At 74.2% G+C, this 13243-nt stretch carries 14 protein-coding genes; 5 read left to right on the top strand and 9 right to left on the bottom strand.

Annotation, left to right across the window (positions count from 1 at the left end; all coding sequences use genetic code 11):
- Positions 1–11 precede the first annotated feature (11 nt).
- The 4 genes from VQH23_RS11000 to VQH23_RS10985 all read right to left on the bottom strand — a co-directional run bounded on the left by VQH23_RS11000 (position 12) and on the right by VQH23_RS10985 (position 3833).
- A complete protein-coding gene (locus VQH23_RS11000; protein ID WP_338665684.1) occupies positions 12–1250 on the bottom strand; it encodes an FAD-dependent oxidoreductase in 1239 nt (412 codons plus the stop codon).
- A gap of 137 nt (positions 1251–1387) precedes the next feature.
- Entirely contained in the window at positions 1388–1984 is a 597-nt protein-coding gene (gene coaE / locus VQH23_RS10995) for a dephospho-CoA kinase (protein ID WP_338665683.1), read from the bottom strand.
- Between the two features lie 10 nt (positions 1985–1994).
- On the bottom strand, positions 1995–2861 hold the full coding sequence (locus tag VQH23_RS10990) for a shikimate dehydrogenase (RefSeq protein ID WP_338665682.1): 867 nt from the start codon (positions 2859–2861) through the stop codon (positions 1995–1997).
- Positions 2862–2909: 48 nt separating this feature from the next.
- The gene (locus VQH23_RS10985) at positions 2910–3833 is read right to left on the bottom strand and encodes a LysR family transcriptional regulator (RefSeq protein ID WP_338665681.1); all 924 of its coding nucleotides are present in this window, start codon (positions 3831–3833) and stop codon (positions 2910–2912) included.
- 105 nt (positions 3834–3938) lie between these two features.
- On the opposite strand from VQH23_RS10985, the gene VQH23_RS10980 reads away from it, so the two are divergent.
- The 4 genes from VQH23_RS10980 to VQH23_RS10965 all read left to right on the top strand — a co-directional run bounded on the left by VQH23_RS10980 (position 3939) and on the right by VQH23_RS10965 (position 7341).
- Positions 3939–4802, top strand: a complete 864-nt coding sequence (locus tag VQH23_RS10980) for an NmrA/HSCARG family protein (RefSeq protein ID WP_338665680.1) — start codon at positions 3939–3941, stop codon at positions 4800–4802.
- 40 nt (positions 4803–4842) lie between these two features.
- Positions 4843–5316, top strand: a complete 474-nt coding sequence (locus VQH23_RS10975) for an SRPBCC family protein (protein ID WP_338665679.1) — start codon at positions 4843–4845, stop codon at positions 5314–5316.
- 145 nt (positions 5317–5461) lie between these two features.
- On the top strand, positions 5462–6409 hold the full coding sequence (gene gshB, locus VQH23_RS10970; protein ID WP_338665678.1) for a glutathione synthase: 948 nt from the start codon (positions 5462–5464) through the stop codon (positions 6407–6409).
- A 62-nt stretch (positions 6410–6471) separates the two neighbouring features.
- Positions 6472–7341: a DMT family transporter gene (locus VQH23_RS10965; protein WP_338665677.1), complete on the top strand. Its 870-nt coding sequence runs from the start codon at positions 6472–6474 to the stop codon at positions 7339–7341.
- 58 nt (positions 7342–7399) lie between these two features.
- Here VQH23_RS10965 and VQH23_RS10960 read toward each other — a convergent pair whose 3' ends face one another.
- On the bottom strand, positions 7400–8044 hold the full coding sequence (locus VQH23_RS10960) for a gamma-glutamylcyclotransferase (protein ID WP_338665676.1): 645 nt from the start codon (positions 8042–8044) through the stop codon (positions 7400–7402).
- 115 nt (positions 8045–8159) lie between these two features.
- Between VQH23_RS10960 and VQH23_RS10955 the strand changes: the two genes are divergently transcribed.
- A complete protein-coding gene (locus tag VQH23_RS10955; RefSeq protein WP_338665675.1) occupies positions 8160–9284 on the top strand; it encodes a DUF2125 domain-containing protein in 1125 nt (374 codons plus the stop codon).
- Between the two features lie 302 nt (positions 9285–9586).
- Here the strand turns inward: VQH23_RS10955 and VQH23_RS10950 are convergent, their stop codons facing one another.
- The 4 genes from VQH23_RS10950 to VQH23_RS10935 are packed head-to-tail and all read right to left on the bottom strand — an operon-like array spanning position 9587 to position 13229.
- On the bottom strand, positions 9587–11092 hold the full coding sequence (locus VQH23_RS10950) for a LolA-related protein (RefSeq protein ID WP_338665674.1): 1506 nt from the start codon (positions 11090–11092) through the stop codon (positions 9587–9589).
- A gap of 10 nt (positions 11093–11102) precedes the next feature.
- Positions 11103–11408, bottom strand: coding sequence for a hypothetical protein (locus VQH23_RS10945; protein ID WP_338665673.1), 306 nt, complete (start codon positions 11406–11408; stop codon positions 11103–11105).
- Entirely contained in the window at positions 11405–12718 is a 1314-nt protein-coding gene (locus VQH23_RS10940) for an AMP-binding protein (protein ID WP_338665672.1), read from the bottom strand. The genes VQH23_RS10945 and VQH23_RS10940 overlap by 4 nt, the downstream gene beginning before the upstream one ends.
- Complete coding sequence (locus tag VQH23_RS10935) at positions 12711–13229, bottom strand: hypothetical protein (protein WP_338665671.1); 519 nt, start codon at positions 13227–13229, stop codon at positions 12711–12713. The genes VQH23_RS10940 and VQH23_RS10935 overlap by 8 nt, the downstream gene beginning before the upstream one ends.
- Positions 13230–13243 lie beyond the last annotated feature (14 nt).

Here is a 13243-nt window from a genome sequence, read left to right as displayed (position 1 = left end):
CGCCGATTCCCTCAGCCGAAGCGAAGAGGCGAGAAGGGCGCGAGGTCGATCTCCGGCGCGCGCCCCGCGACGAGGTTCGCCACCTCCCGCCCCGTGCTCGCTGCCCCGCACATGCCGACATGGCCGTGGCCGAAGGCGAACCAGGCATTGCCCGCGCGCGGGGCGGGGCCGATCACCGGCAGGCTGTCCGGCAGGCAGGGCCGGTGCCCCATCCAGGAGGTGGTGCGGGAGGTGTCGAGGTGCGGGAACATCTCCCTTCCCCGCGCCAGCAGCACATCCGCCCGCGCGAGGTTCGCGGGCGCCTTCAGCCCGGCGAACTCCACCGATCCCGCCAGGCGCAGCCCCATGCTCATCGGGTTCACCATCATGTTGTGCTCCACCGCCATCACGGTGTGCCGCAGCCCGAGGTTGTTGCTGGCGACGGTGACGTGGTAGCCGCGCTGCGTCTCCAGCGGGATGGAGGGGCCGAGCTGCCGCGCCAGCCGCGCGGACCAGGCGCCGCCCGCCAGCACCACCCCGTCGCAGGCCACCTCCCGCCCGCCCTCCAGCAGTACCGCCGCCACCTCCGTCCCGTTCCGGCGGAAGCCCGTGGCGCGGGCGCGCACGACCTCGGCGCCATCCGTCACGCAGCGGTCGAAGATGGCGCGGGTCAGCGCCGCGGGATCGGTGGCGGAGCCGTTCTCCGCCGCCAGCAGGCCGAAGCGGAAGCGGCCCCGCAGGTCCGGCTCCAGCGCCGCCAGCTCCTCCTCCCCCACCTCGCGCAGCGCGACGCCGAGGGAGCGGCGGAGGTCCATCCCCCATTGCCACTGCCGCGCCACTGATGCGGAGGAGTAGACGTAGAGGCAGCCGCTGCGGCGCATCAGCCCGGTGCCGCCGGCGCGCTGCAACAGCGGCTCGTAGCACTCGAAGATCGGCGCCAGCAGGCCGCGCAGCGCGGTGGCGATGCGGACCACCTCCGCCGGCCCGCTCGCCCGCAGGAAGCGCAGCAGCCAGGGCGCCGCCACCGGCGCGTAGCGCCAGCGGACGGAGAGCGGGCCGAGCGGGTCCAGCAGCCAGCCCGGCACCTTCTTCCACATTCCCGGCATTCCCACGGGCAGGCAGGCGGAGGGCGAGAGGGAGCCGGCATTGCCGAAGGAGGTTGCCTCCGCCGGCCCGAGCGGATCGACGAAGACCACCCCATGCCCGTCGCGCTGCAGCCAAGCCGCGCAGCAGCTGCCGAGGATGCCGTTGCCGATGACGGCGATCTTCATGCGGGCCCTCCCTTGCCGGGGCGCCCCGACCCCGGTGCCCGTCTCAGATCACGCGTCTCAGATCACGCGCCGCAGGTTAGCGGCAGCGGAACGGGCGCATCCAGTGCCGCGGCGGATGCGGGACCTGCCGGAGTCCCTCAGCCCTCCGCCAGCACCAGCCGCCGCACCGCCCGCTGCGCGTGGTGCCGCGACAGCCCGGTATGCACCAGGTGGTCCGCCCGCCGCCGTCGCAGCGCATCGGGCACCTGCCGCGCCAGGATGGCGGCCAGCCGCTCCCCGCTCATCCCCTTCCGCCGCAGCACCCGCGCGCGCTGGATGGCGGCCGGTGCGGTCACCACCACCACCCGGTCCACCCGCCGCTCCCCGCCCGTCTCGAACAGCAGCGGCACGTCCAGCACCGCCAGCCGCGCGCCCCGGCGCCGCGCCGCCGCCAGGAACCGCCGCTCCTCACGCCGGACCAGGGGGTGCACGATCCGCTCCAGCCGGTTCATCGCCGCGTCCTGCCCCAGCACGGCCCGCCGCAGCGCCTCGCGGTCCACGGCGCGCCCGCGCGGCGTCTCCCGCGTGGTGCCGGGAAAGGCCGCCTCGATCGGCCGCACCGCGGCCCCGCCCGGCCCCTGCAGCCGGTGCACGGCCGCGTCCGCGTCGAAGACCGGCACGCGAAGGCGGCGGAACGTCGTGGAGGCGGTGGACTTGCCCATCCCGATGCCGCCCGTCAGCCCCCAGACTTTCATGGAGCGGCCTTCATGCCGGCCTCCTCGGGATGTCCGCCGCCACGAAGTCCCGCAGCTCCTGCGTCACCTCCGGCATCACCCCAAACCAGGCCTCGAATCCCCGCCGCCCCTGGTGCAGCAGCATCCCCAGCCCGTCCACCGCCGCCAGGCCCCGCGCCCGCGCCGCCGCCAGAAGGGGTGTCTCCAGCGGCACGTAGACGATGTCCGCCACCACCGCCCCCGCCGGCAGCGGCGAGAGGTCGATCTCCAGCGCCGGCTGCCCCTGCATTCCCAGGCTCGTCGTGTTCACCAGCAGCGCCGCACCCTTCAGGGGCGGCGCCGCCGCCACCGCGACCCGCGCCCCGTGCCCCGCCAGCTCCGCCGCCAGCGCCTCCGCCCGCGCCGTGCCGCGGTTCACCAGGGTCAGCCGCGGACACCCCGCCCCCAGCAGCGCGTGCGCCACCGCCCGCGCCCCGCCCCCGGCCCCCAGCACCACCGCCGGCCCCGAACCCAGGGTGAAGCCCGGCGCCCCCTCCCAAAGGCTCTGCAGGAACCCCCAACCGTCCGTGTTCCAGCCCTCGACCCGGCCGTCGTCGCGGAACACCAGCGTGTTCACCGCCCCGATCCGCCGCGCCTCCTCCTCCACCACGTCGCAGGCCGCCAGGGCCGCTTCCTTGTGGGGGATGGTCACGTTGGCGCCCCGGAACCCCAGCGAGGCCAGGGCTCGGACAGCGGCGCCGAACCGGTCGGGTTCCACGGGCAAGGGCACGTAGGCCCCGTCGATCCCGTGCCGCTCCAGCCAGAAGCCGTGCAGACGCGGGGAGCGGGAATGGGACACTGGATGGCCGAGAAGACCGGCCAGACGGCTGTGTCCGGTCAGGGTGCGAAGCGCCTGCATCCCCCGGCCATAGCCCAGCCCCGCCGCCGGGGGCAGAGGGCGCCCGCCCTACCCCCCGACATAGGCCGCCAGCTCCTCCGGCGCCCCCGTGGGGAAAGCCTCCTTCAGGAAATCCAGAAAGGCGGAGACGCGCGCGCTCAGCAGCCGCCGCGAGGGGTACAGCGCCCAGAGCGCAATCTCCGGCCCGTCTACGTCGCCCCAGTGCACCAGCCTTCCCGCGGCCAGGTCGCGGCCGACGAGCGAGACCGGCAGCCGCGCGGCCCCCACCCCCGCCCGCACCGCGTCCCGCACCATGACGAGCGAGGACAGCCGCAGCACCGGATCCACCGCGATCCCCGACCGTCCCTTCGCCCCTACCACCTCCCAGACCCCGGCCCCCTCCCCCGCCCCGCGCACCACCGCCGGAACCGCCGCCTCCCCCGCAGGCCTCGCCAGCCCGGGGGTCGCCACCACCACCAGCCGATCCCGCAGGAAGGCCCGCCCGACCAGGCTCTCATCCCGATCCGGGTTCACCCGGATCACCAGGTCGAACCCCTCCTCCACCATGTCCACGGCCCGGTCCTCCGTCGTGACCTCCAGCCGCACCTCCGGGAACCGCAGCGCGAACCCCGCCGCCAGACCTCCCATCGCCGTCTGGGAGAAGAGCAGCGGCGCGCTGATCCGCAGCCTCCCCCGCGGCCGGTCCCCGCCCGAGGCGATCGCCGCCGCCGTCTCCTCCAGCTCCGTCAGCAGCGCCCCCGCCCGCTCGTGCAGCGCCCGCCCCTCCTGCGTCAGCCGCAGCGCCCGTGCCCCGCGCTCGAACAGCCGCAGCCCGAGCGCCGCCTCCAGCTCCCCCACCCGCCGGGACAGCGTCGCTTTCGGCCGCCCGCTGGCGCGCGCCGCCCGCCCGAACCCGCCGTGCCCGGCCACCAGGTTGAAGTCAGCGAGGGCGAGAAGGTCCATGTGTTCCACCAGCGGGACGGTCTGTCCCAACATACCGTCTCCCGGGCCAAGTGTGGACCGATCATCTTCGGGGCGTCCCATACACCAGCCTTTCCAGGCACCAGCCTTTCCAGGCACCAACCCGGAGTGATCCCTATGACCATCCTCGTCACCGGCGCCACCGGCAGCATCGGCCGCCATGTCGTCACCCAACTCGCCGCCCGCGGCGCCGACATCCGCGCCCTCGTCCGCGATCCCGCGAAGGCGAACCTCCCCGCGGGCGTCGAGGTCGCGAAGGGCGACCTGCTCGACATCGGCTCCCTCCGCCGCGCTCTCGAGGATGCCTCCACCCTCTTCCTGCTGAACGCGGTGGTGCCCGACGAATTCACCCAGGCCCTCGTCGCCCTCAACCTCGCCCGCGAGGCCGGGGTGGAGCGGATCGTCTACCTCTCCGTCATCCACAGCGATGTCTACGTGAACGTGCCCCACTTCGCCGGCAAGTTCGGCGTGGAGCGGATGATCGGGCGGATGGGCTTCTCCGCCACGATCCTCCGCCCCGCCTACTTCATGCACAACGACCTCATGGTGCGCGACGTCGTGCTGAACCACGGCGTCTACCCCATGCCTCTCGGCGACAAGGGCCTTACCATGGCCGATGCGCGCGACATCGCCGAGATCGCCGCGATCGAGCTGCTGCGCCGCGACCGCGCCGCCGCGCCCCTGCCTTCCAGCACGATCAACGTCGTCGGCCCGCAGACCCTGACCGGCGCGGACGTCGCCGCCATCTGGTCGGGGGTGCTGCAACGCCCCGTCGCCTATGGCGGCGACGACACCGCCGGCCTCGAGCGGAACCTCCAGGCCTTCATGCCGCCCTGGATGGCCTACGACATGCGCCTGATGAGCGAGCGCTTCCTCACGGACGGGATGATCCCCGAGCCCGGCGACGTCGAGCGCCTGACCGCGCTGCTCGGCCGCCCCCTCCGCTCCTACCGCGACTTTGCCGCCGAAGCTGCGGCCTGACACCCCGCAACCCCGCACCCCCGAGACAGGAACCGCCGCCATGATCTACTCGACCGCGACCGTCCCGGTGAACCCGGAAGGCGAGACCCCGCTGACCCGCGCCCAGGCCTGGGCCGGCCTCGTCCTCAAGGCCCGCGACGCCCGCCTCTTCCTGCCCCCCGGCCTCTGCACCCGCTGCGACGTGGTGGAGGAGAGCGCGACCCACATCGTCCGCGAGGCCACGATCGCCGGCGCCGGGCTGCGCGAGATCATCGCCTTCGAGCCGGAGAGCAAGGTCACCTTCTTCCAGGCCACCGGCCCGCGTGAGGGCGCCATCGTCAACGAGCTCTACGAGGACGACTCCGGCGCTCTCCAGCTCCGCTTCTACTGCCTCCTCGGCCTGCGCGGCCGCGAGCCGGACGGCCCCGAGGAACGGGCGGAGCAGGCGCAGTTCGACAGCGACAAGGGCTACCGGGCCGCCCTGCTCTCCACCCTGAAGCGCACCCGCGAGCTGCTGGCCGAGGGCCGCCTCTGACTCCGAAGGACCGGGAGGGCGGGAAAGCCCCTCAAGGCCTGTCCCGCCCTTCGCCCCCTGGCGTACCGCGCCAGGGAATGCCACCAACACCGCCGAAGACGATTTCCCACGACGATCCCCCCACGAAGATCACGGACGGACACCCATGGCGAAGACCCTGCGGGTAGCGGTGCAGATGGACCCGATGGAAGGCATCGGGATCGAGGGCGACAGCACCTTCGCCCTGATGCTGGAGGCCCAGGCCCGCGGCCACGCCCTCTGGCACTACCACGTGCGCGACCTGGCCCTGCATGGCGGCCGCGTCACCGCCTGGGCCCACCCCGTCGAGGTCCGGCGCGTGAAGGGGAACCACTACACCTTCGGCGAGCGCGTGGAGCTGGACCTCGGCCGCGACGCGGACGTGGTCCTCATGCGTCAGGACCCGCCCTTCGACATGGCCTACATCACCGCCACCCACATCCTGGAGCACATCCACCCGAAGACGCTCGTGGTGAACGACCCGGCCAGCGTCCGCAACGCCCCGGAGAAGCTCTTCGTCACCCACTTCCCGGACCTCATGCCGGAAACCCTCGTCACCGCGGACCGCACGAGGATCATGCGCTTCCGCGAGAGGCACGGGGACATCATCGTGAAACCGCTCTTCGGCAATGGCGGCGCGGGCGTCTTCCACCTCCGGCCCGACGATTCCAACCTGAACTCCCTCATCGAGATGTTCACGGAGCGCTCCCGCGAGCCCCTGGTGATCCAGAAATACGTCCCCGCCGTGCGCCAGGGCGACAAGCGCATCATCCTCGTGGACGGCGAGCCCATGGGCGCCATCAACCGCGTCCCCGCGGAGGGCGAGGCCCGCTCCAACATGCATGTCGGCGGGGTGGCCGTGCAGACGACACTGACGGACCGCGAGCGCGAGATCTGCGCCGCCATCGGGCCGGAGCTGAAGGCCCGCGGCATGATCTTCGTCGGCATCGACGTGATCGGCGGCTACCTGACGGAGATCAACGTCACCTCCCCCACCGGCCTGCAGGAGGTTGCCCGCTTCGACGGCGTCCACCTGGAGAAGGCCATCTGGGACGCCATCGAGGCGAAGCGCTGAGCTAATCCCGAGAGAGTGGCCCCAGGGCGGTGAGGACGGGCACGGAAATCCGCCAGGGCTCGATGGCCTCGGCCGCCATCGGGCTCACGGTCCTCTCGGGGCTCCTCTACGTCCTGGGCTATGCGCTCTCCAGGAACCTCGTCACGGACCACGGCCTGAGCCCGCTGCAGGTCACCTTCCTCCGCTGCGTCGTGATCCTTGTGGTCGTCCTGGCCGCGACCGCCTGGCCGGGGAGCCGAATGACGTGGCGGCGCCTGCTGCGGCCCGAGAGCGCGTGGCAGCAGCGGGCGGCGGCAGTCGCGCTCGTCGTCTCGAACGCGCTCGCGGTGCTCGCCTACACGCTCCTGTCCGTCACCGCCGCATCGGCCCTCGGCTTCACCGCACCGCTGCTGCTCGCGCTCCTCGGCGGGCTGTTCCTGCGCGAACGGGTCTCGCTGGGCCGCTGGCTCGGGACCTCCATCGGCTTCGCCGGCATGCTGCTGATCGTCAGGCCGGGCGGGGAGGCGAGCCTAGCCGGCATCGCGGCGGCCTTCGCGGGCGCGCTCACCTACGCCGCCTATCAGATCGTCATCCGGCGCCTCCGCGAGGTCGCCACCACGCTCGACACGATCATGCAAGTCGCCCTGGTCGGGGTTGTCCTGCTGGCCGTGCCGGTCGCCGCCGATTGGCGCCCCGTCAGCCCCGTATCCGCCGGGCTGATCGTGGTGGTGACCGCCGTCCAGACGGCCGCACTGGGGAGCATCGCGGCGGCGCTGCACCGGGGCGAGGCGTCGCGCCTGGCACCGTGGCAGTTCTCCGGACTCCTCTGGGCCATGGCGCTCGACGCCCTCGTCCTGCATGCCACGCCGACGCCCCTGGGCCTGTTCGGTGCCGTGCTCGTGATCGGCGGCGGCGTGCTGGCGCAGGTGCTCCCATCCCCGGAACGCACCTAGCCAGGCCCGCCCTCCATCGCCAAGCCTCGCGCCTGCCCGGGGGCAACGCCCCCGAGAGCTACCCCGCCGGCTCCAGCAACGCCGCGATCCGGTCCAGCCCCGCGTCCCGCACCCCCATCTCGCGCAAATGCGCCACCGTGTTGAGCAGGTAGTCCCTGTTCGGCCCCATCACCCCGTGCCCCCGCGCGATGGCCGCCGCCGCCGCATCCGGCTCCAGCGCCCCGCAGTAGGATCCCGCCCGGCGGTCCGCCACGAAGGCCACCGCCCGCCGCACCCCACCCCCGCCCCCACCCCCACCCCCACCCTTGGCCCCGTCCAGCAGCCGCACGGGCAGCAGCCGCCGGTGGTACACGTCCCCCGACATCTCCCGCTCGTTCAGATAGGCGAGCACCTCCGCCGCCCGCGGCGCCGCTACGCGGAACGCCACCCCCCGGCAGGACCCGCCCCGGTCCAGCCCGAGAACCAGCCCCGGCATCTCCGGCGTGCCCCGGTAGCTGCGGGACCAGATGCAGAAGCGCCGGTGGAACCCGCGCAGCAGGGCCGGATGGGCCGAATCGAAGGTGAAGCCCGGCTTCCAGATCAGGGATCCGTAGCCGAACACGTAGAGCGAACCGTCCGGGTCCAGCATCGGCGCGGGATCCAGGGAAGCGGGGTCGAGGGCGCCGGGGTCGAGGACAGTGAGGTCTGGCGGGGCGTCGGTCATGGTCCTGGCCATGCAAGATAGGGGGATCCCGTCCCCGATCCACCCCAGGGCCACCCCAGGGCCACCCCGCGCGGCGGGCTGGGCAAGCCCCCCGCCCGGTCCCATATGCCCGCCCGTGAGCGACACCCGCACTTCCCCTTCCCCATCCGAGGCCAGCCCGGGCCCCAGGTCCCCGGGCCGCCCCTGGCTACGCCCGCGCCGGCTCCTCCTCGGCGGCGCCCTGTTCCTCGTACTGCTGGCGGTGGCCCACTCCCTCCTCTGGCACGCCATGGCCGGCCGCCTGCAGGCCGGCTACGACGCCTGGGCCGGCGCCCGCCGCGCCAGCGGCTGGCGGGTGGACCACGCGCCCCCTGTCCGCGGCGGCTGGCCCTTCTCCGCCACGCTGCGCCTGCGCGAGTTCCGCCTCGCCGGCGCCGCGGCCACCCTCCCCGGCGGCATCGACTGGACCGCCCCCGTCGTCACCCTCCGCGTCGCCATGCACCGCCCGGGGGAGTTGCGCATCGCCGCCGGCGGCCCCCAGCGCCTCCGCCTCGGCACCACGGAAATCCCCTTCGCCGCCGACCGCCTGACCGCGAGAGTTCCCCTCCAGGCCAACGTCCTCCCCCGCGGCGGCACCTTCGAGGCCGGCCGCCTCCGCATCGGCACCGCCGCCGGTGGCCTCGACATCGGCAGCGCCCGCCTCAGCCTCGACAGCCGCACGACCGCCATCGAGGGCGAGCCCGCCATCAGCCTGGAAGGCGAGGCGGCGAACATCGCCCTCCCCACCGCCACCCCCCTCGGCCGGACGCTCCAGGACGTGCGGATCGACGCCGCCCTGACCGGCCCGCTTCCCGGCGGCCGCAACCCCACCAACCGCGCCGCCACCTGGCGCGACGCCGGCGGCACCCTCGAACTGCGCAATCTCCAGCTCCGCCTCGGCCCCGCCACCGCCGGGGCTACCGCCACCATCGCCCTCGACGACACTCTCCAGCCCATGGGTGCCGGCACCCTGAAGCTGACCGGGGCGGAGGCCGTGCTGGACGCCCTCGCCGCCGCCGGCCTCGTCACCCCCCGCAACGCCGCACTGGCCCGGCGCGTCGTCACCGCCCTCGCCCGCCCGCCCGCGGAAGGCGAGCCGCCCCAGATCGAGGTCCCCCTCACCCTCGAGCGCCAGGGCCTCGCCGTGGCCCGCATTCCCGTCGCCCGTCTGCCCGCCCTGGTCTGGCCGGGGCCCGCCGAGAGAAGCGGGCCGGGTCCGTGAGGCGGTTCGCAAGGGGGCGCCGCCGCCTGCAATCCCCGAGCAAATGCGAAGCATCTGTCCCGAGTCAGTGGGCCGAGGCCCCTGCATCGCGATCCGGCTGCCGCCACCCGTCCTGACGCGGGATGGCTGGGTGAAGGGCTTATCCCTGCTCTCGCCATCGCCTCGGGTCATGAACCCGAGGCGCACTGTCAGCCGGGTAGAACCAAAATTCAGAAGAAGATGATGGAGAGGGGTCCGGGGAGAGGAAGAATTCCTTCTTCCTCTCCCCGGGACATCCTGTCAGTCCAGGACCGGCCGCGGCATCACCGCCGCGTCCTGACCTCCATCACCGAGGATTCGTTCCCCACCGTCTCGAACCGCGAGATGGTGCCGCCGCTGCCCCGGATAGCCACGCGCTGGACGACCGCCGCCACCCTGGGGGAGAGGGGCGAGAGGCGGATGGTCCAGTCCGCCGGGCTGCCCTCGAACTCCAGCTTCCAGAAGCGGCGCAGGGTGGGCAGGTCGCCGGCGAGGGTGGAGCGGATGGCTTCCACCAGGGCGCGCACCTCCGGCGCCCCGTTCAGGTCCACCTCCTGGCGTTCCCGCCCCTGGCGCTCATAGACCACGCGGTCGCCGGAGACGGTCACGCGCTCGGCGAAGGGTTCCACCACCCGCTTCTCCAGGGTGGACGGGGCCTGCCAGAGGAGGGTGCCGCGGCTCGGCAGGGTGTCGGCCAGCCCGGCGATCTCTTTCCGCTCCTCAAAATCGGCCTCCGTCCTCCGCACCGCGGCCAGGGCGGCCATCACGGCTTCCAGCCCGCCTTCCGCGGCCAGGGCAGGGGAGGCCAAGGCAGGGGCGGCGAGGAGGGGCAGGACGAGGGCGGCGCGGCGGAGGAGACGGGGCGCGGGCGGGGCTGGTTCGGACATCTCCTCCCAGAAGTCGTAGAAGTTGAACCAGTTGCCGGGATGGTCCCGGGCCACGCGCTCCAGCGCGGCGGCGTAGCGGGCGGCGCTGGTGCGCAGGTCCCTCTCCCGGTTGCGGCGGTCCAGCACCAGGCGGTCGGCGAAGGGCTCGAAGCGGATCTCGTAGCGGCGCGGGCCCTTCCAGATGCCGAAGGCGAGCATGACGGGGGCGCCGAGCACGGCGGCCAGGATGTGCGGGCCGGCCGGCATGGGGGCGGGGGCGCCGAGGAAGGGCACGGGCATCACCCGGTCCTCCCCCACCGCGGGGCGGCGATCCGCCAGGATGCCGACGAGTCCGCCGCGCTCCAGGCACTCCTTCGCGCGCAGCATGGAGTCCGGGCGGCCGAGCGGCACGACGAGCTCTGCCTTTTCGGCCGAAAGGGCGGAGAAGACGGCGTTCGCGCGCGCCGCGTTGTCCTCGTACATGAAGGCCATCACCTCCACGGGGCAGCCCCCCCGGCCATGGCACCCGTCCGCGAGCGCCCGCATGGCGCCGAAGCTGCCGAGATGGGCGCCCAGCAGCACGCAGCCCCGCCCCTCCGCGATGCGCGCGTCCAGCAGGTCCAGGCCGGTGGTGGTGATCTCGAAGTTTCGGGTGTCCCTGCGCAGCAGGTAGACCCGGTCCAGCATCGTAGCGGCGAAGGCGAAGTAGGGGCGCCAGAGGTCGCGCCAGCCCGGTTCCCGCCCCAGCGCCCGCCGCTGGAACCGCCGCACCGCTTCCTTCTGCCGCGCGGGCGCGGTGAGGAGGAAGTAGGACGTCACGGGGAAGAGCAGCGCGTAGGAGAGGTGCCAGCCGGCGTGCCGCGCGATCCAGGCCATCAGCGCCAGCGCCGCCCCGCCCCGCTCCCGCTGGGACTTCCAACTCATGAAGGGCCGCTCACGCCAGCTCGCCCCCAAAGGCCGGGGTGCCGGCGACCCCGCCCGCGAAGGCCAGGCGGCCGGTAGCGGTGCGGCGCAGCGTCAGCTCCACCTCCTCCTCCGGGCCGACGGGGCGCAGGAACTTGGCGGAGGCGATGCGCGCGGCCTCCTCCCTTCCCATGGGCAGCCCGGCGGCGCGGGCGGCCTGCATCACCGCATCCAGCAGCACAACGCCCGGCACCACGGGGCGGCCGGGGAAGTGGCCGGGCAGGCAGGGGTGGTCCGCCGGCACGCGGAAGCGGGCGGTCCAGGGGCCGTCGCTCACGACCCCTCCTTCGGCGCGTCGCGCAGGGATTGCAGGCCGCGGCGGGTGATCTTGCCCACGGCGTCGCGCGGCAGCCGGTCCACCAGCACCACGGGGCGGGGCAGGAACACCGCCTCCACCCGCTCGCGCAGCGCGGCCACGATCTCACCGCTCGTGCGGCCGGGGGCGACGACGTAGGCGGCGAGACGGGCGGCGGGGTTGGCCTCCAGGTCGTCGGGGGCGAGGAAGACGCCCTCCTCCACCCCCTCGATCTCCGAGAGCACCCGGTTCAGCCCGGCCAGCGAGGCGCGCTTGCCGCCGCGCTTCACCATGTCCCCGCGCCGGCCGAGCAGGCGGAAGCGGCCGTCCGGCTCCGCCTGGATCAGGTCGGCCAGCGGCACGGGCTCCGGCAGGCCGGGCACCCTCGCGGCCGCGGCCTCGTCCCCCTCCAGCACCACGCCGTCGTAGAGGGTCCAGGCCTCGCCCTCCATGGTGCGACGGCTGGCGATGGAGCCCATCTCCGTCGCGCCGTAGATCTCCAGCACGGGCGCGCCGAGCGCGGCCTCCGCCTCCCCCGCAAGCGTCGGGGAGAGGGGGGCGGTGGCGGAGATGAAGGCTGAGGCGCCGCGCACCCCGCCCGCCACCAGGGCGCGGAGCTGCAGGGGGGTGGTCACCACCACGCGGCGGCCGGGGGCGGCGGCCACGGCCTCGGCCACCTCCACGGGATAGAAGTGCGGGCCGGAATGCACGGCCACCGGCGCCCGCAGCGGCAGCATGACCGTCGTCTCGAAGCCGTACATGTGTTGGGCGGGCACGGTGCCGATGACCGTGGCCGGGTCCGCCGCGTCGTCCAGCCCGAAGCGCGCGGCCGCGGCCCGCGCGGCGGCGGCCAGGGCGCCCCAGGGCTTGGCGTGCGGCCGCGGCTCCCCCGTGCTGCCGGAGGTGAAGCCGATCGCCGCCACGCGGTCCGCGGGGATGGTGAAGTTCGCCCACTCCCCCTCGCCCCGGGCGTCGGCCAGCACGGTCGGGATCACCGTCTCCACACCGTCCGCGATCGCCACCGTGCCGGGCCAGGCGGCCGCCAGCTCCCGCTGCCGGTGAGGGGAGCGGTCGGCCGAGAGCAGCGTGACCTGCCCGCGCGCCAGCGCCGCGCCGAAACCCACGAGGGCCAGGTAGCGGTCCGCGCAGAGGTTCAGGACATAGGGGGCTTCCGGCAGGCGCGCGGCCAGGGCCGCCACGTCGGCCAGGTAGCGCCCGGCCGTGACGGGCTCACGGCCCCGCAGCGCGAAGAGGTCGCCCGGCGCACGGGCGAGGAAGGGGGTCTCAGCCATGCCGCGCCCTCTCCGCCCGCAGGACGGCGCGGAAGGTCTGGCTGGGCCAGGCGATCCCGCCTTCCGGGAAACGCAGGCTGCGGACCGCGTGCTCGCCGAGGAAGAGGGCCAGCAGGGTCACCTCCGGCGCCCAGCCGAGCTCCACGCCCCGCAGCGCCGCCGCCAGCTCCGCCACCGCCATCCCCGCCATCACCGCCGCCCAGAACAGCGTCAGGCCGCGCGCGTAGCCGGCGCAGGCCACGGGGTCGCGCCGCTCGTCGAAGCGGATGTACTCCGCGATCAGGGGCTGCGCGCCCGGGCGCAGGGTGCGGGCGAAGGCCCAGGCGAGGCCGGCAGCGCCCAGCGCGGGGAAGAACGCCTCCCCCTTTCCCACCCATTCGCCGAGCCCGAAGGGCCAGGCAGAGGCCGGCAGGGCCCAGGCCAGGAGCAGGAGCAGCGCCAGCGCCGCGCGCCGGACGGCCCGGCGGCGCCCGCGCGCCCGCGCGCCCGGCACCGGTTCTACCCCCGGCACCGGACCCGGCCCTG

The organism is Pararoseomonas sp. SCSIO 73927, from assembly GCF_037040815.1.
Classification (GTDB): Bacteria; Pseudomonadota; Alphaproteobacteria; order Acetobacterales; family Acetobacteraceae; genus Roseomonas.
Note: the sequence above shows the minus strand (reverse complement) of the source record. Positions and strands in the feature narration are given on the sequence as shown.